The organism is Nocardia concava NBRC 100430, assembly GCF_000308815.1.
Lineage (GTDB): Bacteria > Actinomycetota > Actinomycetes > Mycobacteriales > Mycobacteriaceae > Nocardia > Nocardia concava.
This window is the reverse complement of the sequence record NZ_BAFX01000027.1, coordinates 1-17,635: the sequence shown is the minus strand read 5'-3', so window position 1 is coordinate 17,635 and position 17,635 is coordinate 1. Positions and strand designations below refer to the sequence as shown.

The following is a 17,635-nucleotide window of genomic DNA, read 5'->3' as shown; positions in this document are numbered from 1 at the left end:
ATTGCTCGATCTGGCCGAGCGGCTCGACGCGGATCTGGCCATCGCGCTGGATCCGGACGCGGATCGGTGCGCACGTGGGGGTGCGCGGGCCCGACGGCTGGCGGATGCTGCGCGGCGACCAAACCGGCGTTCTGCTGGGCGATTTCGTGCTGCGGACGGCCGCGCCCGACTCGCTGGTCGCCACGACCATCGTCTCCTCACGATTGTTGAGCAAGCTGGCTCCGGCGCGCGGTGCGCGCTACGCCGAGACCTTGACCGGGTTCAAGTGGCTGGCCCGCGCGGGTGAGGGCCTGGTCTACGCGTACGAGGAGGCGATCGGGCACTGCGTCGATCCGGCCGCGGTGCGCGACAAGGACGGGATCTCGGCGGCGGTGGTCGCGGCGGATCTGGTGGCGCAGTTGAAGGCCGACGGTCGCACGGTGCTCGACGTCCTCGACGACTACGCCGTCGAATTCGGCGTGCACGCGGGCGATCAGGTGTCGCTGCGCCTGCCCGATGTGAGCGAGGCGGCGGCCGTGGTGGCCCGGCTGCGCGAGACGCCACCCGCCGAGATCGCCGGAGAAGCGGTGAGCTGCACCGATATGGCACAGCTGCGCGGCCGGATGCGCACCGACGCACTGGTTTTCGAGGGCGCCTCGCTGCGGGTGGTCATCCGGCCGTCCGGCACCGAGCCCAAGCTCAAGTGCTATCTGGAGACTTTCGTGCCGGTCGCCGATCGCACCGGCCTCGCGGACGCGAAGGATACTGCGGCGCAACGACTCCTGGAGATCCGGAAGTTCTGCGAGCAGCTGTAGCCGTCACGGTTCGAGCAGCGGCTCGCTCTCGTAGGCGCGGTGCAGCAGTTCCACGAACTCCGGAGCCGGTGGCACGGTCACCTCGCCGATGCGGTTCACCGCGATGCCAGGGGTCCAGGAATTCATCACCACCGCGCCGGACAGTGCGGCGACATCGGCGGGCGTGACCGGCCGGACGCGCTGCGGCACGCCCAGGCGATCGAGTTGGCGCGCAAGGATTCCCATGGTCGTCCCGGTCAGCATGGCGGCCTCGGGCCACACCACGGCGGTGCCGTCCCAGAACGCGAGGTTCCAGATGGATCCCTCGCTCAAGCGTCCCCGGCGGTCCACGAAGGCGGCGTCGTCGAAGCCCGCCGCGACGGCCCGGCGCAGCAGGTGGGTCTTGGCCGTCTCGCCGACGTGTTTGATCCCGGGCAGGTACCGCTCGTGCTCGAAGACAGCCAGCGACAGTGGCCCTTCGGGGCCGGACGCGGCCGGTCCGGTGCGGATCAGCATTCGCAAAGGTCCGTCGGCCGCGCTGAATTCACCTGCGGCGGAATGGACGTACGCCAGCAACGAGACGTCGGGCCGCCCAGCCCGCACGGCGGCGCGCAGATTCGCGCGCACCCGATCCTCGGGTATCGCCTGCCCGAACAGCTCCTTCGACGCTCCGGCGAGACGGGCCAGATGCAGGTCCAGTCCACGCACCCGGTGCTCCCGCACCTGGAACGCGGTGAAATGGGCGTAACCGGCGAAGGCCAGGGGCGCGAGATCTCCGGCGGAGGCGGTCGGATCGTCCTGGTGGACAACGAAATCGGTCATAGCGCTACCGTAAAATCTGACATGCATGTGAGATTCAAGGGCGAGTGAGGGGATTCACACGATGATGAGCATCGGCGAGCTCGCTCGCGCCACCGGGGTGAACCCGCGGCTGCTGCGCTACTACGAGGAACAGGGCCTGCTGACTCCGGATCGGCCCGGGGGCGGCCACCGCCGCTATGCCGCGGATGCGCCGGCAATGGTCGGTCACATCCGGGCATTCCTGGCGGCGGGGCTGTCCACCACGGTCATTCGTGAGGTGCTCCCCTGCGTCGAGGGTCCCGGCCTCGAACTCGAGCACTGCGCGGCGCCGATTCTGGCGGATCGGCTGCGCGCCATCGACGATCAGATCGGCGCGCTACAGCAGGCCCGCTCCTCGCTCGCGGAACTGCTCGACGCCGCGAACCGGGCGGAAGCCGTTCAGCGGGGGCCGAATTGGCGGTCGCCGGCGTCGCCGAGGCCGGGGACGATGTAGGCGTCGGAGTTGAGGCCGCGGTCCACCGATGCGGTGACCAGGCGGACGGCATGGCCCGACTTCTCCAGGGCGGCAATGCCTTCCGGGGCGGCGACCACGCACAGGACGGTGATGTCGCGGGCCTTGCGGGTGGCGAGCAGGTCCAGGGTGAAGACCATGGAGCCGCCGGTGGCGAGCATGGGGTCGAGCACGATGACCGGGGTGCTGGACAGGTCGTCGGGCAGCGATTCCATGTACGGGGTGGGCTGGTGGGTCTCCTCGTCGCGGGCCACGCCGACGAAGCCGATGCGGGCGTCCGGGATGAGGTTCTCGGCGGTCTCGACCATGCCGAGGCCGGCACGCAGGACCGGGACCAGCAACGGCGGAGCATTCAGGCGGGTGCCCTCGGCGGCGGCGACGGGCGTGGCGATGGGGAAGCGCTCGACCGGGGCGTCCCGCATGGCCTCATAGACGAGAATCCCGGTCAGGTCGCGCAGCGCCGCCCGGAATGTTGGATTGGTTGTGCGGGCATCTCGCATGGTGGTCAGCAAAGCGGCAGCGAGCGGATGGTCCACGACGAGAGTGCGCATACGAAAACCATAAATCAGCGCTGACGTCCAAGATCCCCGCCCGCCGGAATTCTTCCACCCCCGGAACCGCCCGCCGCCCCCGCGCGTCCAACCCCCTACAACCAGAAACCACCCCGCGACCGGCATGAAGGGGGCATTCATGCACCGCATCTCCATCCGACCCGACGGCCTCACCGCCTCCGCGATGACCACCGCCACCCTCGCCACCGACCTCACCGCCATCACCACCCGCACCGCCACCGCCACCCCCGACCTACTCGCCTTCGGCCTCATCGGCACGGACTTCCTCACCGCCTACGCCGCGGCCCACGCCGTTCACATCGCCACACTCGCCGACCTGTCGGCCGTCCTCACGGGAATGAGCACCTCGATCGGCACGGCCGGATCGACCTATGCCACGCACGACGCGGCCTACGCCACTGCGCTGCGCGCGGCCGAACCGGAGGAGCCGAGGGTATGACCACCGGACGCTCTCGCATCGGACGCCCTTGTCATTCCGGCATGCTTTTGGCCGGAATCCACCGCGAACCGTTACCCGGCTGCTTGCGTGGATCCCGGCCACAAGCGCGCCGGGATGACAGGAGTGGTCGCGCCGATGGATGTAGTCGGCTGCCGTGCAATGGAATTCGCGTGGGGATCGGGTCGTGAGCGCCGGTCTGGGGCTGGCGGCGCTGGCCGAGCCGATTGTCGAGTTGCTCGCAAGCTTCGGGGCGGGCGGGACTGGTGCGTCTGCCGCGGCGCTGCGCGAGGCGTCGGCGGCGGTCGACGAGATTCATGCGGCGAGCCGGGCGAATGTGGATCGGATGTATGACGCGTGGCGGGGGCGGGGCGGGGATGCGGCCATGGATGGGGCGTTGCGGGTACAGACCACGGCCGCAACGGCTTCCGAGCGGGGGCGGGAGATGGCGGCGATTGTGGAGCGGGCGGATGGGGAGGTGGCGGCCGGGCGGAAGGAGTTGGAGGAGATTCTGCGGTCGTTCACGGGCGAGGTCGAGGGGCTCGGCGCCGGTGGATTCACCGCTGGTGGGATCGCGGCGATCGTCGAGTCGGCGATCGACCACATCGGGCGGGCGATGCGGGTTGCCGAGCGGGTTCGGGCCGAATTGGACAGTGACACAGCGGCCATGCGGGAGTTGACCACACCGATTCCCGCGCCCGCTCCGGTCACACCGGCGGCGAGCGGGGCCGGCGATGCGGTGACCGTTCCGGCCGGCGTGGGCAGCGGTCTCGACGGCGGGCTGTCCCGGGTGGGTACGGCCCTCGCGTCCGTCGGCGGTTCGGTCGGCTCCACCGGCGGTTCGGTCGGCGCGGCCGGGGGCGAACTCCTGGGTGCCGGGCTTTCGTCGATCAGGGGCGCGCAGACCGTCCCGGCCTCGGTGGGCACGCCGAAGACGCCGGATCGCAGCCACGATCCGACCGCCACCCGCCCGCAGTCGGGCGGGGTCAAGGTGACCCTGCCGGACGGCAGCACGGTTGTCGCCCCGAATCAGCAGGCGGCGGATGCGGTCCGCAGCGCGCTGGGCGCGGTCGGGACGCCCTACGTCTGGGGTGGGGAGACGCCCGGGGTGGGGATGGATTGCAGTGGTCTGACACAGTGGGCTTATGCGCAGGCGGGCGTTTCGCTGCCGCGGCTGGCGCAGGAGCAGGGGTACGGGCACCAGCGGATCGGTCCAGGGGACTTGATGCCTGGCGATCTGGCGGTGTGGGACGGGCACGTCGCGATGATTGTCGGGAATGGGCAGTTGGTGGAGGCGGGCGATCCCGTCCAGATCGGACCGATACGAACTCAGAACAGCGGCATGCGGTTTCTCGGCTTCTACCGCCCCACCGCATGAGCGCACCCGCACGACCGAGTGTTCGGAAGGGAGACAGCATGACGCGACCCCGGGTACCGGCGGTGACCGTCGCCGCGAGTTCGAACCGATCCGGCACGGTCACGGTGCAGGCCACCGACCAGGGCATCCCGGTGGAGATCCGGTTCGAGCGGGGCGAATACCGGTACGGCGCACAGGCTCTCGCCGACGAGATCCTGCGGCTGACCAAGCGTTCGGCCATTGCGGCGAGGTCGCGGCGGCGCGAGCAGCTGGCCGAGGCGGGCGTACCGGAAACGGTGCTGGATCGACTGGGCCTGCCCACCCGCCAGGCCGCGGTGGACGAACTGGATCGGCTCGACGACGCCGATACCGGTCAGACCAGCTGGATGCGTCGGTCGTGAAGGGTTGCGGCGTGCCCGCGCGGGTACCCCGAGCCCGTGCCGAAAGGAGCTCGCGATGAGTGCTGAGATGGATGCCCTGCTCGAGCGCGTGAACCAGCAGCTGGAAACGCTGGAGGCCACCCTGGACGGACTGGCGCAAGTCCGGGCACGGTTCACCTCCGAGGACCGCTCGGTCACCGCCGAGGTGGACGCCGACGGCGCGCTGACCGGGCTATGGCTGGCCGAATCGGTGACCTCGCGCTCCCCGGGCGAGGTCTCGCGCCTGATCCTGTGGGCGTGCCAGCAGGCCGCACAGGAGGCGACCACCCAGCGCGCCCTGATCGTCGAGCGTCTGAACGACGCGCTGACCCCCGACCGACCCATTTCTCGAGCGACCGACACAATTCGGGAAACGTTGGGGCCGACCCGGATAGTGCCTGACGCGACGACTGGATAGGCTTCCCGTCATGGCTTCTGGAGACATCGTCCCGATCGCGCTCGGCCTGACCAAAGGCGATCTTGTCACCCTCTGGGCACCCCGCTGGCGAGACGGTGACGATGAGTGGCAGGCATTCCTCGGACACGAGGAAGACCTCTACGGTTTCGACTCGGTCGCGGAGCTGGCCGCGTTCATTCGCACCAACTCCGACAACGATCTGGTCGACCATCCGGCCTGGAAGATCATCGCCGGTCTGTCGGCGGCCGAACTGGAGCCGGAGGAGCAGTACGTCTTCGATCTGGTCGGCGTGCCCGAGCTGGCTGCCGACGATCCGGATCCGGAGGTGGTGGCCGAGCTCGAGGAGACCCTCGACATGGTCCGCAACCTCGGCGACGTGTGCGAACTCGACACCGTCACCAAGTTCTTCGGTTCGCATCCGGTGCTGGGCGCGCTGCCCGGCGGGGTGAGCGCCTTCCTCGGGCGCGAGGGCGAGGAGCTGTGGGACCAGATCGGCGCGGCCATCGCCAAGGACTGGGAATCGGTCATCGACGCCATCGACTCGGTGGTGACGGTGCCCGAGGTGGACGCCGACGCGGTCTCGGTCGCGGAGGCGGAACTGCTTGCGGCACAGGAGAACGTCGTCGACGCCGAGGACGCGGCCGAGAGCGACGATGACGAGATCGAGCCCGTCGACCTGGACGAGGACGACGAGGAGGACGACGAGGAGCTGTCGTTCTGGCACGAGGTCGGCATCGACCCGGTCCAGATCGTCACCTCCGAGGGCACGTTCTTCACGCTGCGCTGCTACGTCGACGACGAGCCCATCTTCCTTGGCAAGGACGGCACCATCACGGTCTTCGGCTCCGAGCGCGCCCTGGCCCGCTACCTGGCCGACGACCACGATCACGATCTGTCGCGGGTCAGCACCTACGGCGAGGTCCAGACCGCCGCCGTGGACGGGTCCCTCGACGTCGAGGTGGACGAGGAGAACATCTACGTTCTGCCGGGCCTGTCCGAGGATCTGGCCAGCGGACCCAAGGCGGTCGACACCGATCAGCTCGATCTGGCGGTCGAATTGTTCACCGACGCAGCCGATTACGCCGAGGACGAGTCCGTGGAGTCGGCGTTGGCGGTCTCCACCCCGCTCGGCTGGTACGTCTCCTACCTGCTCAACCCCGACCCGACCCGAATGGCCCCGAACCCGCCGTTCGACGCCGAGGCCGAGGCATGGAAGGCACTGGAGGCAGCGTTCGAGGCTCGCCTCGAAAAGGCCTGACCCGCCCGTCATCCCGGCGCGATTCTTGGCCGGGATCCACTGCGGCAGAGTGGATCCCGGCCAAAAGCATGCCGGGATGACGAAGCGGCAGCTAGCCCAACAGCACGGCGTAGCCGGGCTTGATCACCTCGTCGATCAGCCGCAGACGTTCCGGGAACGGGATGAACGCCGACTTCATGGCATTGATGGTGAACCGCTCCAGATCACTCCACCCGTAGCCGAAAGTCTGTGACAGCTTGAGCATTTCGTTGCTCATGGTGGTGTCGCTCATCAGCCGGTTGTCGGTATTGACCGTGACGCGGAAGCGCAGCCGGGCCAGCAGGTCGAAGGGGTGCTTGTCGAGCGAGGGCACCGCGCCGGTCTGCACGTTCGAGCTCGGACAGAGTTCCAGCGGGATCCGCAGGTCTCGAACGTAGTTCGCGACCAGACCCAGCTTGGGCCCGTCGGCGGAGTCGGTGATGTCGTCGGTGATGCGCACGCCGTGGCCGAGTCGTTCGCAGCCGCAGAACGCCACGGCCTCGTGGATGGACGGCAGGCCGAAGGCCTCGCCCGCGTGAATCGTGAAGTGCGCCAGGTTGGCCCGCAGGTAGTCGAAGGCGTCGAGGTGGCGGCTGGGCGGGAACCCGGCCTCCGCGCCCGCGATGTCGAAGCCGCCGACGCCGCGGTCGCGCCAGCGCACGGTGAGTTCGGCGATCTCGCGGGAGCGGGCGGCGTGCCGCATGGCGGTGAGCAGGCAGACCATTTTGATCGGGGTGCCCGCGGCGGCGGCGAGCTCCTCGCCCTCGCGGAATCCGGCGAGGGTGTGCTCGACCACCTCGTCGAGGGTGAGCCCGGCCTCGAGGTGCTGTTCGGGTGCGAAGCGCACCTCGGCGTAGACGACGCCGTCGGCGGCGAGGTCCTCGGCGCATTCGCGGGCCACCCGGCGCAGGCCCTCGGGGGTCTGCATCACGGCGACGGTGTGGGCGAAGGTTTCCAGATAGCGTTCCAGCGAGCCGCTGTCGGCCGCGTCGCGGAACCAGGCGGCCAGGGTGTCGGCGTCGCCTGCGGGTAGCTGGTCGTAGCCGCAGGCCTTGGCGAGCTCCAGCACGGTCGCGGGCCGCAGCCCGCCGTCCAGGTGATCGTGCAGGACCGCCTTGGGAGCCTGGCGGATCGAGGCGAGAGTGAGGGGCGTCGGTCCAGTCATGTAGCAACGTTAGCCGCATTCCCGTTCTGCGGCAGGCTGGTTGACGCGAGTCACCCCACAGTTCGGTCTGTCGTTGCCCTCACGTTGCTGACCGGTTGGTTTCCGTAACTCGCCGATCGCGGGCGAGCGCTCAGCGATCGCAGGCCACGCCGTTGCCGTCCGGGTCGAGCATGGCCGAATAACCCGGCTGCCCAATGTAGATAGGGCCCTTGCCCAGCGACCACACCTGCTCGCAGGTCAGGTACATGGGAGAGGACTTGGGCTTGGAGGTGGGCGCGGGTCCGGTGTTCTCGGGATGCGCGAGGGAGTTCGGCCCCGTCGAACTGGACGGGTCGGATCGGGTGTTGTCCGCCGGGGACGCCTGCGCCGAACCGAGCGGCGCGACCAGACCGAACAGGCCCAGTGCCACCGCCACCGCGACCCGCCCTCGGAAGTTCGTTCGCTGTTTCACATTTCCAGGCTAGGCCGGTTCGGCGGCCACGGTCAGGCCGTGATCCGATCGAGAATCAGCGGCTGCGGCTCGGCCGCATCGGTCTCGGAGATGGTGAACGCGTCGCGCAGGATCTCCAGCGCCACCGGGAACGCCTCGGGCGTATCGGTGTGCAAGGTCAGCAGCGGCTGGCCCGAGGCGATGGAATCGCCTGGCTTGGCATGCATTTCGATGCCCGCACCGGCCTGCACCGGATCGCCCTGCCGGGCCCGGCCCGCCCCGAGCCGCCAGGCGGCCAGCCCGACATCGAGGGCGTCCAGCCGGGTGAGCGTGCCCGAAGCCGGAGCGCGCAGCGTCTCCGTGTGGCGTGCCTGCGGCAATGCCGCGTCGGGGTCGCCGCCCTGGGCGCGCACGATGGCCCGCCAGTGGTCCATGGCCCGTCCGTCGGCCAGCGCGTCGGCGGGATCGATATCGGTGATTCCGGCCTGCGCCAGCATTTCCCGGGCCAGTGCGAGGGTCAGGTCGACGACGTCGGGGGGACCGCCGCCGGCCAGCACGTCCAGGGATTCGCACACCTCCAGGGCGTTTCCGGCGGTGTGGCCGAGCGGGGTGTCCATGGCGGTGAGCAGGGCCACGGTCTTCACGCCCGCGTCGGTGCCGAGTTCGACCATGGCGGTGGCCAGTTCGCGCGCCTGCGCCAGTTCCTTCAGGAAGGCGCCGCGCCCGACCTTCACGTCCAGCACCAGTGCCCCGGTGCCCTCGGCGATCTTCTTGCTCATGATGGAGCTGGCGATCAGGGGGATGGATTCGACGGTCCCGGTCACGTCGCGCAGCGCGTAGAGCCGCTTGTCGGCGGGCGCGAGGTCGGCCCCGGCCGCGCAGACCACGGCTCCGATAGCAGGATCCGCCAAGAGCTCCCGCATCCGGTCGGCCGGAATGTCGGCCTGCCAGCCGGGTATCGCCTCCAGTTTGTCGAGAGTGCCGCCGGTATGCCCCAATCCGCGCCCGGACAGCTGCGGCACCGCGGCGCCGCAGGCGGCGACCAGCGGCGAGAGCGGCAGCGTGATCTTGTCGCCGACGCCGCCGGTGGAGTGCTTGTCCACGGTCGGTCGGCCCAGATCGGAGAAGTCCAGGCGTTTGCCGGAGTCGATCATGGCGCGGGTCCAGCGCGCGGTCTCGCGGCGCGTCATGCCGCGCCACACGATGGCCATGGCCAGCGCCGACATCTGCTCGTCGGCGACCTCGCCGCGCGTGAACGCGTCGATCACCCAATCGATCTGCGCGTCGCTGAGCTCGCCGCCATCGCGCTTGGCCCGAATCACGTCCACCGCCGAGTGCAGAGTCACACCCCCACCCTGGCACACCTCGTCAGCCGTGGCACGTCCGTCATTCCGGCGTGCTCTTGGCCGGAATCCACGAAAGGCGGTGATGCGCAGCCGGTATGGATCCCGGCCAAAAGCATGCCGGGATGACGAGGCTAGAGCTGCCCCGCGCTGAGGTCGTCGGGCCCGAAGGAGTCCGGCAGCAGCGTGTTCAGCGTGACCGGTCCGCCGTGGTGATCTACGAGCAATTCGCCCCCGCCGTGCTCGAGCAGGATCTGGCGGCAGCGCCCGCAGGGCATGAGCACCGCGCCCCGGGAGTCGCATACCGAGACCGCGCGCAGCCGCCCGCCTCCGGTCGAAATCAAGTTACCGACCAGTACGCATTCGGCGCAGAGGCCCAAACCGTATGAGATATTTTCCACATTGCAGCCGCTCACCACGCGGTCGTCGGCGGTGAGAGCCGCCGCGCCGACGGGGAATCTGGAGTACGGGGCATATGCCCCTTGCATTACCTCAAATGCCTTGTAACGCAGGGCTTTCCAGTCAACTTCGGACATTTCGGACCATCCTCCTATGGACGTGACCGTACCCGCGTGATAGGCGTTCCGCCTGGTCGCGTAATTCAGGAAAGGCAAACCTAACTCACAACAATTTGGGCTAACGAGCGGCACGCCGAATTAGTTCCGCTTCAAAGCTGGGTTTAGAGTTCACGACAGATCGGTTCAGGTTCCCGACAGCGGGTCCTGTAGCACTGCCACCGGACGCGATTCCGCTTGTGAGCAGGTGGTTTCGACAGTCCTCAGGCTCCGCGCCGGATCTGACCGGGTCCATCGACGACGTTGGAGGCACCGCACTCTATGACCACGCTAGAAGCTCCGGCCAAGCCGAAGCGGACCCTGTACCGAGGCGACCCCGGCATGTGGTCCTGGGCATTGCACCGCATCACCGGCGTGACGATCTTCTTCTTCCTGTTCGTTCACGTCCTCGATACCGCGTTGGTGCGAGTCAGCCCGGACACCTACGACCGCGCGATCGAGACTTACAAGAACCCCCTCGTCGCCTTGATGGAGATGGGACTCGTCGTCTGCGTGCTGTTCCACGCGTTCAACGGCATCCGCATCATCCTCGTCGACTTCTGGTCGCAGGGCCCCCGTTTCCAGCGACAGATGCTGTGGGTCGTGCTCGCGATCTGGATCGTCGTGGCCGGCGCCGGTGTCGGACGCCAGCTCTTCTACCTGCTGACGAATTGAGCGATGACATGACTGCACCTGTTCTCGGCAAGTCCTACGACCGGCCCGCCTCTCTCGACGCCCCGCGCGCCCCGCGCCGCCAGGGCGGCAACAACTTCGAGAAGTACGCCTGGCTGTTCATGCGTGCCTCCGGCCTGCTCCTGGTCGTCCTGGTCATCGGCCACATGACGATCATGCTGATGCTCGACGGCGGCGTGCACCGCCTCAACTTTGCGTTCGTCGCGGGCCGCTGGTCCTCGCCGTTCTGGCAGATCTGGGATCTGACCATGCTGTGGCTGGCCCAGCTGCACGGCGGCAACGGTGTCCGCACCGTCATCGACGACTACGCGCGCAAGGACTCCACCCGCTTCTGGCTGAAGACCCTGCTGGTCGTGTCCATGCTTCTGATCATGGTCACCGGCACCTACGTGATCTTCACCTTCGACCCCAACATCAGTTAAGGACAGGCCACCTCGAATGAGTGAATCCCGACCGATTCAGGAACACCGCTACGACGTCGTGATCGTCGGTGCCGGTGGCGCTGGAATGCGTGCGGCGATCGAGGCCGGTCCTCGGGTCCGCACCGCAGTGCTGACCAAGCTCTACCCGACGCGCTCGCACACCGGCGCCGCGCAGGGTGGCATGTGCGCCGCGCTCGCGAATGTCGAAGAGGACAACTGGGAGTGGCACACCTTCGACACCGTCAAGGGTGGTGACTACCTGGTCGACCAGGACGCCGCGGAGATCATGGCCAAGGAGGCCATCGACGCCGTGCTCGACCTGGAGAAGATGGGCCTGCCGTTCAACCGCACGCCCGAGGGCAAGATCGACCAGCGTCGCTTCGGCGGCCACACCCGTGACCACGGCAAGGCCCCGGTGCGCCGCGCGTGCTACGCCGCCGACCGCACGGGCCACATGATCCTGCAGACGCTGTACCAGAACTGCGTCAAGCACGACGTGGAGTTCTTCAACGAGTTCTACGTGCTGGACCTGATTCTCACCGACACCGACCGTGGCCCCGTCGCCACCGGTGTGGTCGCCTACGAGCTGGCCACCGGTGACCTGCACGTGTTCCACGCCAAGGCGATCATCTTCGCCACCGGTGGTTCGGGCCGCATGTACAAGACCACCTCCAATGCCCACACCCTCACCGGTGACGGCATGGCGATCGTGTTCCGCAAGGGACTTCCGCTGGAGGACATGGAGTTCCACCAGTTCCACCCGACAGGTCTCGCGGGCCTGGGCATCCTCATCTCCGAGGCGGTTCGTGGTGAGGGCGGCATTCTCCGCAATGCCTCCGGTGAGCGCTTCATGGAGCGCTACGCGCCGACCATCAAGGACCTGGCGCCGCGTGACATCGTCGCGCGCTCCATGGTTCTGGAGGTCCGTGAGGGCCGCGGCGCGGGTCCGAACAAGGACTACGTGCTCATCGACGTGACCCACCTCGGCGAGGACGTCCTGGAGGAGAAGCTCCCGGACATCACCGAATTCGCCCGCACCTACCTGGGTGTGGACCCGGTCAAGGAGCCGGTGCCGGTCATGCCGACCTGTCACTACGTGATGGGTGGCATCCCGACCCGCATCCGCGGCGAGGTGCTGCGCAACAACACCGACATCGTTCCCGGCCTGTACGCCGCGGGTGAGTGCGCGTGTGTGTCCGTGCACGGCGCGAACCGTCTGGGCACCAACTCGCTGCTGGACATCAACGTGTTCGGCCGGCGCGCGGGCATCGCCGCCGCCGAGTACGCCCAGCGCGCCGAGTTCGTCGAGATGCCGGAGAACCCGGCGCAGATGGTGCAGGACTGGCTGGCCGGTCTGCTCTCGGATCACGGCAACGAGCGCGTCGCCGACATCCGCACCGAGCTGCAGAACTCCATGGACGACAAGGCCGGTGTGTACCGCACCGAGGAGTCGCTCAAGTCCATGCTCGAGGAGATCCAGGTCTTCAAGGAGCGCTACTCGCGGATCACCGTGCAGGACAAGGGCAAGCGCTACAACAGCGACCTGCTCGAGGCCGTCGAGCTGGGCTTCCTGCTGGAGCTGGCCGAGGTGACCGTGGCGGGCGCGGTGAACCGCAAGGAATCCCGCGGCGGCCACGCGCGCGAGGACTACCCGGACCGCGATGACGTCAACTTCATGCGGCACACCATGGCCTACAAGCAGAGCCCGGAGCTCATCTCCGAAATCCGCCTCGACTACAAGCCCGTGGTTCAGACCCGCTACGAGCCGATGGAGCGTAAGTACTGATGACTGCTGTCGCTGAAACGCCGCAAAAGCCGGCTCCGGTGCCGGACGGGTCGACCATGATCACGGTCAAGGTCGCCCGCTTCAACCCCGAGGACGGCCAGGGCCAGCACTGGGACGAGTTCAAGGTCCCCGTCCTGCCGACCGACCGGTTCCTGAACGTGCTGATCTACATCAAGTCCTACCTGGACGGCACGCTCACCTTCCGCCGCTCCTGCGCGCACGGCGTGTGCGGCTCCGATGCCATGCGCATCAACGGGGTCAACCGCCTGGCGTGCAAGATCCTCATGAAGGACATGCTGCCCAAGGGCAGCAAGGAGCTGACGGTCACCGTCGAGCCGATCCGCGGCCTGCCCGTGGAGAAGGACCTCGTGGTGAACATGGAGCCGTTCTTCGACGCGTTCAAGGCGGTCAAGCCGTACCTGATCACGCACGGCAACGAGCCCACCTTCGAGCGCATCCAGTCCCAGCACGACCGTGCCCGCTTCGATGACACCACCAAGTGCATCCTGTGCGCCTGCTGCACCACCTCCTGCCCCGTGTACTGGAGCGACGGCAGCTACTTCGGCCCGGCCGCGATCGTGAACGCCCACCGCTTCATCTTCGACAGCCGCGACGAGGGCGCCCGCGAGCGCCTCGACATCCTCAACGACGTCGAGGGCGTCTGGCGCTGCCGCACCACCTTCAACTGCACCGACGCCTGCCCCCGCGGCATCGAGGTCACGAAGGCGATCCAGGAAGTCAAGCGCGCCCTCCTCTTCACGCGCTAGAGTTTTCCGGCTCTCCGAGCCGAAAAACCAAGGCCGCCCGCATCTCCGGATGCGGGCGGCCTTCGCATCTCATCACTGGACAACAAATCTCACCGTCTCGCGGATATTTCAGTCCCATTTAAGGGGCATTTGAGTATCATTTGACGCATGACACCCGACTTGGCGACAGTACTCGCCAATCTGCGCGCCGCCGGCGGCGATTCGACAGACATCGAGGTCAAGTCCGCGGCGGGTGGCCTCCCGGATTCGCTGACCTCCACCTTGTCGGCGCTGGCCAACCGACCCGGCGGTGGAACCATCATCCTGGGCCTGGACGAACGCAGCGGCTTCCGCCCGGTCGGATTGACTGACCCCCAAACCCTCAAACAGGGATTGGCCAAGAAGGCGCGCTCGCTCGCTCCACCGGTGCAGCTCACGATCGAGGACGGAACCGTGGAAGGGGCAGCGGTAATCATCGCCACCGTGCACGAGTGCGACCCATCCACCAAGCCGTGCCGAGTTGCCCTCAGCGGACCTGCCTTCATGCGGGGGTACGACGGCGACTTTCGAATGTCAGATCTCGAAGAGCAGGCATTCCTGGCGTCGCGGCAACCCCCTCACTTCGACCGCAAGGTCGTACCAGGAGCAACCCGTAAGGACCTCGATGACGAGCTCGTCGAGGACTTCGCCCGCATGGTGCGACTGCGAGACCGTCGCGGCCTCGGACGGTTCGACGGCGACGAAATGCTGCGCCGCGCAGGAGTGATGGACGCGAACGGAGTGCCGACCGTAGCCGGGCTGCTGGCACTCGGCCTCTATCCCCAACAGTGGTTCCCGCGCTTGGTAATTCAGGCCGCTGCGGAGCCTACGCCGTCGGATCCCGCCGCTACGCGAGCGCGGAATCAGATAACCATCACCGGTCCGATTCCACGCATGCTCGACGCCGCGATGGAATGGGCCGAGCAGACATTCGACACGAGCATCGTCACACGGCAGGACGGCACCGTTGTGGACGTAACGTCCTACCCGCTGGTGGCGTTCCGGGAGTTGATCGCCAATGCGCTGTTGCACCGCGATCTCGACTGCTGGTCCAGGAGCCTGGCGGTAGAGGTCCGGCTGCGCCGCGACCGGTTGGTAGTGACGAATCCCGGTGGCCTCTACGGAATCACCGCCGATCGCCTCGGCAAGGAGGCGGTCACTTCGGCGCGGAACATGTGGCTCGTGAATATAGCTCAATACCTTCGATCACCTGATTCCGGCGGCCGCGTCATCGAAGCGTTGGCGACCGGAATGCCGACAATCGCCCAGGCTTTGTCCGACGCCGGGCTGCCGCCCGCGCAATATTCCGACGCAGGCATCCGATTCACAGCCGTGCTGAGGTCCGCCCCAGCGGACGTCCGGCGGGCCTCAACAGACGACCGCCTTCGCGACCGCGCCGCAGCCCTCGGGCGAGGCATGCTGACACCACCGCCTGAAATTCGGCAACGAGTCGAGCGGATCCAGCGCATGCGGCAGGGAGCTCTGACGGAGACGCAGATGAAGATCGTCAATCTGCTTCAGGATGGGCCACAGAGCATCTCGGAACTTCACCCGCAACTCGGTCTCTCCGGCTCCGGGGTTCGCAAGGCACTGACAGAACTGCGCAGCGCGGGGATCGTAGAGCAAATCGGTGGGCGTGGACAGCGAACCCTCTACAGGTTGACGGCCCGGAGTGGCAACTGACCCTCAAGACCTGAGCGTCAGACCTATCGCAGGTTCACACGGTGGTCCGATTCTTCGAACCATCGATAGATCGTGCCCGTGGTAACCATCGACCGAGGGGGTTACCGATGGGATCGAAGGGCTGGGCCACCGTGGCCGCGGCACTGCTGGCGGCGGTGGGACTGGTCGGCGGGGGTGTTGTGGCACCGACCGCTCGGGCGGAGTCCGGGATGGACAAATATCTGAAGCAGCAACCGAAGTGGGGGTCCTGCGACTCCTTCGGGAGCGCCGAACTGTCCAAGCGGGGCTTGGAATGCGCGCGAGTCACCGTGCCCATCGACTACAAGAAGCTGGACGGGAAGACCGCGCAGCTCGCGATCTCGCGGCTGCCCGCGACCGGGCAGAAGATCGGCTCGCTGCTGACCAATCCCGGCGGCCCCGGCGGAGTGGGCCTGGATCTGCCACTGGGACTGTCCAAGTCGCTGGCCGATCGGTTCGATGTGATCGGCGTCGACGTGCGCGGTCTCGGTGCGTCGACACCGAGTCTGTTGTGCCAGAGCGGGATCGAGCACCAGGTGACCTTCGACTACAACAGTCACGATATGAGCCCGGGCGGCATCGATCGAGCCGAGCAGGCCGCGCGGGCCTATACCGCCGACTGTGCCCAGCGCAGCGGGAAGGAGTTGCTCGAACACGCCGGAACAGCGGATGTCGCAAGGGATTTCGACGTCATCCGGGCCGTGCTGGGAGACGCGAAGCTGAACTATCTCGGCTTCTCCTACGGCACCCGACTGGGATCGACCATGGCCGAACTGTTTCCGGACCGGATCCGGACCATGGTGCTCGACGGCGGCGTCGACCCGGCCCGGAACATGCTGGATCCGGTGGACTTTCCCACCGGCGTCCAGCACACGTTCGAGATCTATGCGACCGACTGTGCCAAGGCCGCGGACTGCCCGCTCGGCACCGATCCCCGGCAGACCACGCAGCGATTCCGCGAGCTGCTGCTGCCCCTGCTCGATCATCCCGCGACCACCACCGACGGGCAGGGTCTCGGCTACGACGCCGCCCTCGACGCCGTGGTCGGGGAGCTGTACCACCAGAAGAACTGGCCGACCATCACCAAGGCGCTGACCGAGCTGGCCCACGGCGCCGGCGACACCCTGGAGGCCATCGAGGCGGCATTGACCGGCGGAGTCGATCATGATGTGCACACCGCGGTGAAGTGCCTGGAGGACACGCGGGTCACCGATCGTTCGGCGGCCGCCGACATCGATCGCCGATACCGCAGCGCGGCACCGATTTTCGACGACGGCCGCGGCACCGGCAAGGCGCCGCTGGACGTCTGCGCCTTCTGGCCCGTGAAAACGACCGCGCAGCCGCACAGCCCGAAAATCTCCGGATTGCCGAAGGTGGTCGTGGTTGCGGCCGTGGACGATCCGGCGACCCCCTATCAGGAGGGCGTCGCCTTGGCGAAGGCGCTCGGCGCGGGCCTGCTCACCTACGAGGCCGCGCAGCACACCATCGTCGCCCAGGGTTCGGACTGCATCGACCAGCCGGTGCTGCGGTATCTCATCGACCTGACGCCGCCGGCCGAGGGCCTGCGCTGCCCGGCGATCTGAGCCGCCGCTACACGGTGGTCTGATTCTGGAACCGGGCCAGCGATTCCCAGGACCAGGTCAGGCTGCCGTCCGCCAGGTCGGCGAGAACGGCCTCCAGCCAACGCAATTCGGCCGCGGTGACGGCGCGCTGGTATTCGTCCTCGAGCATGGTGACGCGGGGCAGGCCGAACTTCTGCGCCTGGGCCATGCCCGTGTCGATCTCATCGAGGTTGGCGCGCAGGGTGTTTGCGCGCTGCTCCAGCTCGGCGCGCGCCTGGTCGGGACCCAGCAGCATCAGAAACGACAGGGCCGCGGGGAATTCCGGGAATTCGTTGCGCGGGGTGCTGACCATCTCCTTGATCCACGCGAGGAAGGCGGTGCGGCCCGCATCCGTGATCTCGTAGACGGTCCGCTCCGGATACTGCTGATCGCGGCCGGTCTCGCGAACGGCCACCAGCCCGGCCTCCTGCAGGCGCGTGATCGTCTTGTAGAGCTGGGCGCGCTGGCCGACGTTCACGACCTTGTCCTTGCCCCACTCCTTGATGCGGCGCTGGATGGCGTAGGGGTGCATCGGTTCCAGGTGCAGGATGCCGAGCACCGCCATGGCCAGGGGCGAGCGCTTGAACGGTGT

At 67.6% G+C, this 17,635-nt stretch carries 19 protein-coding genes and 1 pseudogene; 13 read left to right on the top strand and 7 right to left on the bottom strand.

Annotation, left to right across the window (positions count from 1 at the left end; translation table 11 throughout):
* Window positions 1-794, top strand: a pseudogene (locus ON43_RS06995) (phosphohexomutase domain-containing protein); the annotation flags it as partial.
* Window positions 795-797: 3 nt separating this feature from the next.
* Here the strand turns inward: ON43_RS06995 and ON43_RS06990 are convergent.
* Window positions 798-1,595 carry an aminotransferase class IV family protein gene (locus tag ON43_RS06990; protein WP_040804961.1) on the bottom strand — a complete coding sequence of 266 codons (798 nt, stop codon included), beginning with the start codon at window positions 1,593-1,595 and terminating at the stop codon, window positions 798-800.
* A 61-nt stretch (window positions 1,596-1,656) separates the two neighbouring features.
* Here ON43_RS06990 and ON43_RS06985 point away from each other — a divergent pair, with 61 nt between their 5' ends.
* Entirely contained in the window at window positions 1,657-2,067 is a 411-nt protein-coding gene (locus ON43_RS06985; RefSeq protein WP_218003215.1) for a MerR family transcriptional regulator, read from the top strand.
* Here the strand turns inward: ON43_RS06985 and upp are convergent.
* Window positions 2,013-2,636: a uracil phosphoribosyltransferase gene (gene upp, locus ON43_RS06980; protein WP_040804958.1), complete on the bottom strand. Its 624-nt coding sequence runs from the start codon at window positions 2,634-2,636 to the stop codon at window positions 2,013-2,015. The two genes, ON43_RS06985 and upp, sit on opposite strands and share 55 nt — an antisense overlap.
* Before the next feature lie 139 nt (window positions 2,637-2,775).
* Between upp and ON43_RS06975 the strand changes: the two genes are divergently transcribed.
* The 5 genes from ON43_RS06975 (at window position 2,776) to ON43_RS06955 (ending at window position 6,545) form a co-directional block, all read left to right on the top strand.
* The gene (locus tag ON43_RS06975; protein WP_040804980.1) at window positions 2,776-3,096 is read left to right on the top strand and encodes a type VII secretion target; all 321 of its coding nucleotides are present in this window, start codon (window positions 2,776-2,778) and stop codon (window positions 3,094-3,096) included.
* A 184-nt stretch (window positions 3,097-3,280) separates the two neighbouring features.
* A complete protein-coding gene (locus tag ON43_RS06970) occupies window positions 3,281-4,471 on the top strand; it encodes a C40 family peptidase (RefSeq protein ID WP_051178063.1) in 1,191 nt (396 codons plus the stop codon).
* A 38-nt stretch (window positions 4,472-4,509) separates the two neighbouring features.
* Window positions 4,510-4,851 (top strand): hypothetical protein, encoded by a 342-nt coding sequence (locus ON43_RS06965; RefSeq protein WP_040804954.1) that lies wholly within the window; start codon window positions 4,510-4,512, stop codon window positions 4,849-4,851.
* 55 nt (window positions 4,852-4,906) lie between these two features.
* The gene (locus ON43_RS06960; RefSeq protein ID WP_040804951.1) at window positions 4,907-5,287 is read left to right on the top strand and encodes a YbaB/EbfC family nucleoid-associated protein; all 381 of its coding nucleotides are present in this window, start codon (window positions 4,907-4,909) and stop codon (window positions 5,285-5,287) included.
* Between the two features lie 10 nt (window positions 5,288-5,297).
* On the top strand, window positions 5,298-6,545 hold the full coding sequence (locus ON43_RS06955; protein WP_040804948.1) for a SatS C-terminal domain-containing protein: 1,248 nt from the start codon (window positions 5,298-5,300) through the stop codon (window positions 6,543-6,545).
* 91 nt (window positions 6,546-6,636) lie between these two features.
* Here the strand turns inward: ON43_RS06955 and ON43_RS06950 are convergent, their stop codons facing one another.
* From ON43_RS06950 to ON43_RS06935, 4 genes are all read right to left on the bottom strand, one after another.
* The gene (locus ON43_RS06950; protein WP_040804946.1) at window positions 6,637-7,728 is read right to left on the bottom strand and encodes an adenosine deaminase; all 1,092 of its coding nucleotides are present in this window, start codon (window positions 7,726-7,728) and stop codon (window positions 6,637-6,639) included.
* A gap of 130 nt (window positions 7,729-7,858) precedes the next feature.
* A complete protein-coding gene (locus ON43_RS45485; protein WP_167333422.1) occupies window positions 7,859-8,179 on the bottom strand; it encodes an excalibur calcium-binding domain-containing protein in 321 nt (106 codons plus the stop codon).
* A 32-nt stretch (window positions 8,180-8,211) separates the two neighbouring features.
* A complete protein-coding gene (locus ON43_RS06940) occupies window positions 8,212-9,498 on the bottom strand; it encodes a thymidine phosphorylase (RefSeq protein ID WP_040804974.1) in 1,287 nt (428 codons plus the stop codon).
* 137 nt (window positions 9,499-9,635) lie between these two features.
* Window positions 9,636-10,037, bottom strand: a complete 402-nt coding sequence (locus tag ON43_RS06935; protein WP_040804939.1) for a cytidine deaminase — start codon at window positions 10,035-10,037, stop codon at window positions 9,636-9,638.
* A 300-nt stretch (window positions 10,038-10,337) separates the two neighbouring features.
* On the opposite strand from ON43_RS06935, the gene sdhC reads away from it, so the two are divergent.
* The 6 genes from sdhC (at window position 10,338) to ON43_RS06905 (ending at window position 17,025) form a co-directional block, all read left to right on the top strand.
* The gene (gene sdhC / locus ON43_RS06930; RefSeq protein WP_051178061.1) at window positions 10,338-10,730 is read left to right on the top strand and encodes a succinate dehydrogenase, cytochrome b556 subunit; all 393 of its coding nucleotides are present in this window, start codon (window positions 10,338-10,340) and stop codon (window positions 10,728-10,730) included.
* Window positions 10,731-10,738: 8 nt separating this feature from the next.
* Window positions 10,739-11,170: a succinate dehydrogenase hydrophobic membrane anchor subunit gene (locus ON43_RS06925; RefSeq protein ID WP_040804936.1), complete on the top strand. Its 432-nt coding sequence runs from the start codon at window positions 10,739-10,741 to the stop codon at window positions 11,168-11,170.
* 16 nt (window positions 11,171-11,186) lie between these two features.
* Window positions 11,187-12,956 (top strand): succinate dehydrogenase flavoprotein subunit, encoded by a 1,770-nt coding sequence (gene sdhA / locus ON43_RS06920; RefSeq protein WP_063712499.1) that lies wholly within the window; start codon window positions 11,187-11,189, stop codon window positions 12,954-12,956.
* The gene (locus ON43_RS06915) at window positions 12,956-13,723 is read left to right on the top strand and encodes a succinate dehydrogenase iron-sulfur subunit (RefSeq protein ID WP_040804933.1); all 768 of its coding nucleotides are present in this window, start codon (window positions 12,956-12,958) and stop codon (window positions 13,721-13,723) included. The genes sdhA and ON43_RS06915 overlap by 1 nt, the downstream gene beginning before the upstream one ends.
* A 147-nt stretch (window positions 13,724-13,870) precedes the next feature.
* Window positions 13,871-15,424 (top strand): ATP-binding protein, encoded by a 1,554-nt coding sequence (locus ON43_RS06910; protein WP_063712498.1) that lies wholly within the window; start codon window positions 13,871-13,873, stop codon window positions 15,422-15,424.
* Window positions 15,425-15,531: 107 nt separating this feature from the next.
* Window positions 15,532-17,025, top strand: coding sequence for an alpha/beta fold hydrolase (locus ON43_RS06905; RefSeq protein WP_040804931.1), 1,494 nt, complete (start codon window positions 15,532-15,534; stop codon window positions 17,023-17,025).
* Between the two features lie 7 nt (window positions 17,026-17,032).
* On the opposite strand, the gene ON43_RS06900 is transcribed toward ON43_RS06905, so the two are convergent.
* A partial coding sequence (locus ON43_RS06900; protein ID WP_040804929.1) for a PadR family transcriptional regulator occupies window positions 17,033-17,635 on the bottom strand: 603 nt, incomplete at its 5' end.

What these genes read in the sequence shown, in the direction of transcription:
- ON43_RS06990 (WP_040804961.1), bottom strand. Translation starts at nt 1,595, where the DNA reads ATGACCGATTTCGTTGTCCACCAGGACGATCCGACCGCCTCCGCCGGA.
- upp (WP_040804958.1), bottom strand. Translation starts at nt 2,636, where the DNA reads ATGCGCACTCTCGTCGTGGACCATCCGCTCGCTGCCGCTTTGCTGACC.
- ON43_RS06985 (WP_218003215.1), top strand. Translation starts at nt 1,657, where the DNA reads ATGATGAGCATCGGCGAGCTCGCTCGCGCCACCGGGGTGAACCCGCGG.
- ON43_RS06905 (WP_040804931.1), top strand. Translation starts at nt 15,532, where the DNA reads ATGGGATCGAAGGGCTGGGCCACCGTGGCCGCGGCACTGCTGGCGGCG.
- ON43_RS06960 (WP_040804951.1), top strand. Translation starts at nt 4,907, where the DNA reads ATGAGTGCTGAGATGGATGCCCTGCTCGAGCGCGTGAACCAGCAGCTG.
- ON43_RS06910 (WP_063712498.1), top strand. Translation starts at nt 13,871, where the DNA reads ATGACACCCGACTTGGCGACAGTACTCGCCAATCTGCGCGCCGCCGGC.
- ON43_RS06925 (WP_040804936.1), top strand. Translation starts at nt 10,739, where the DNA reads ATGACTGCACCTGTTCTCGGCAAGTCCTACGACCGGCCCGCCTCTCTC.
- sdhC (WP_051178061.1), top strand. Translation starts at nt 10,338, where the DNA reads ATGACCACGCTAGAAGCTCCGGCCAAGCCGAAGCGGACCCTGTACCGA.
- ON43_RS06950 (WP_040804946.1), bottom strand. Translation starts at nt 7,728, where the DNA reads ATGACTGGACCGACGCCCCTCACTCTCGCCTCGATCCGCCAGGCTCCC.
- ON43_RS06935 (WP_040804939.1), bottom strand. Translation starts at nt 10,037, where the DNA reads ATGTCCGAAGTTGACTGGAAAGCCCTGCGTTACAAGGCATTTGAGGTA.
- ON43_RS06965 (WP_040804954.1), top strand. Translation starts at nt 4,510, where the DNA reads ATGACGCGACCCCGGGTACCGGCGGTGACCGTCGCCGCGAGTTCGAAC.
- ON43_RS06915 (WP_040804933.1), top strand. Translation starts at nt 12,956, where the DNA reads ATGACTGCTGTCGCTGAAACGCCGCAAAAGCCGGCTCCGGTGCCGGAC.
- sdhA (WP_063712499.1), top strand. Translation starts at nt 11,187, where the DNA reads ATGAGTGAATCCCGACCGATTCAGGAACACCGCTACGACGTCGTGATC.
- ON43_RS06975 (WP_040804980.1), top strand. Translation starts at nt 2,776, where the DNA reads ATGCACCGCATCTCCATCCGACCCGACGGCCTCACCGCCTCCGCGATG.
- ON43_RS06955 (WP_040804948.1), top strand. Translation starts at nt 5,298, where the DNA reads ATGGCTTCTGGAGACATCGTCCCGATCGCGCTCGGCCTGACCAAAGGC.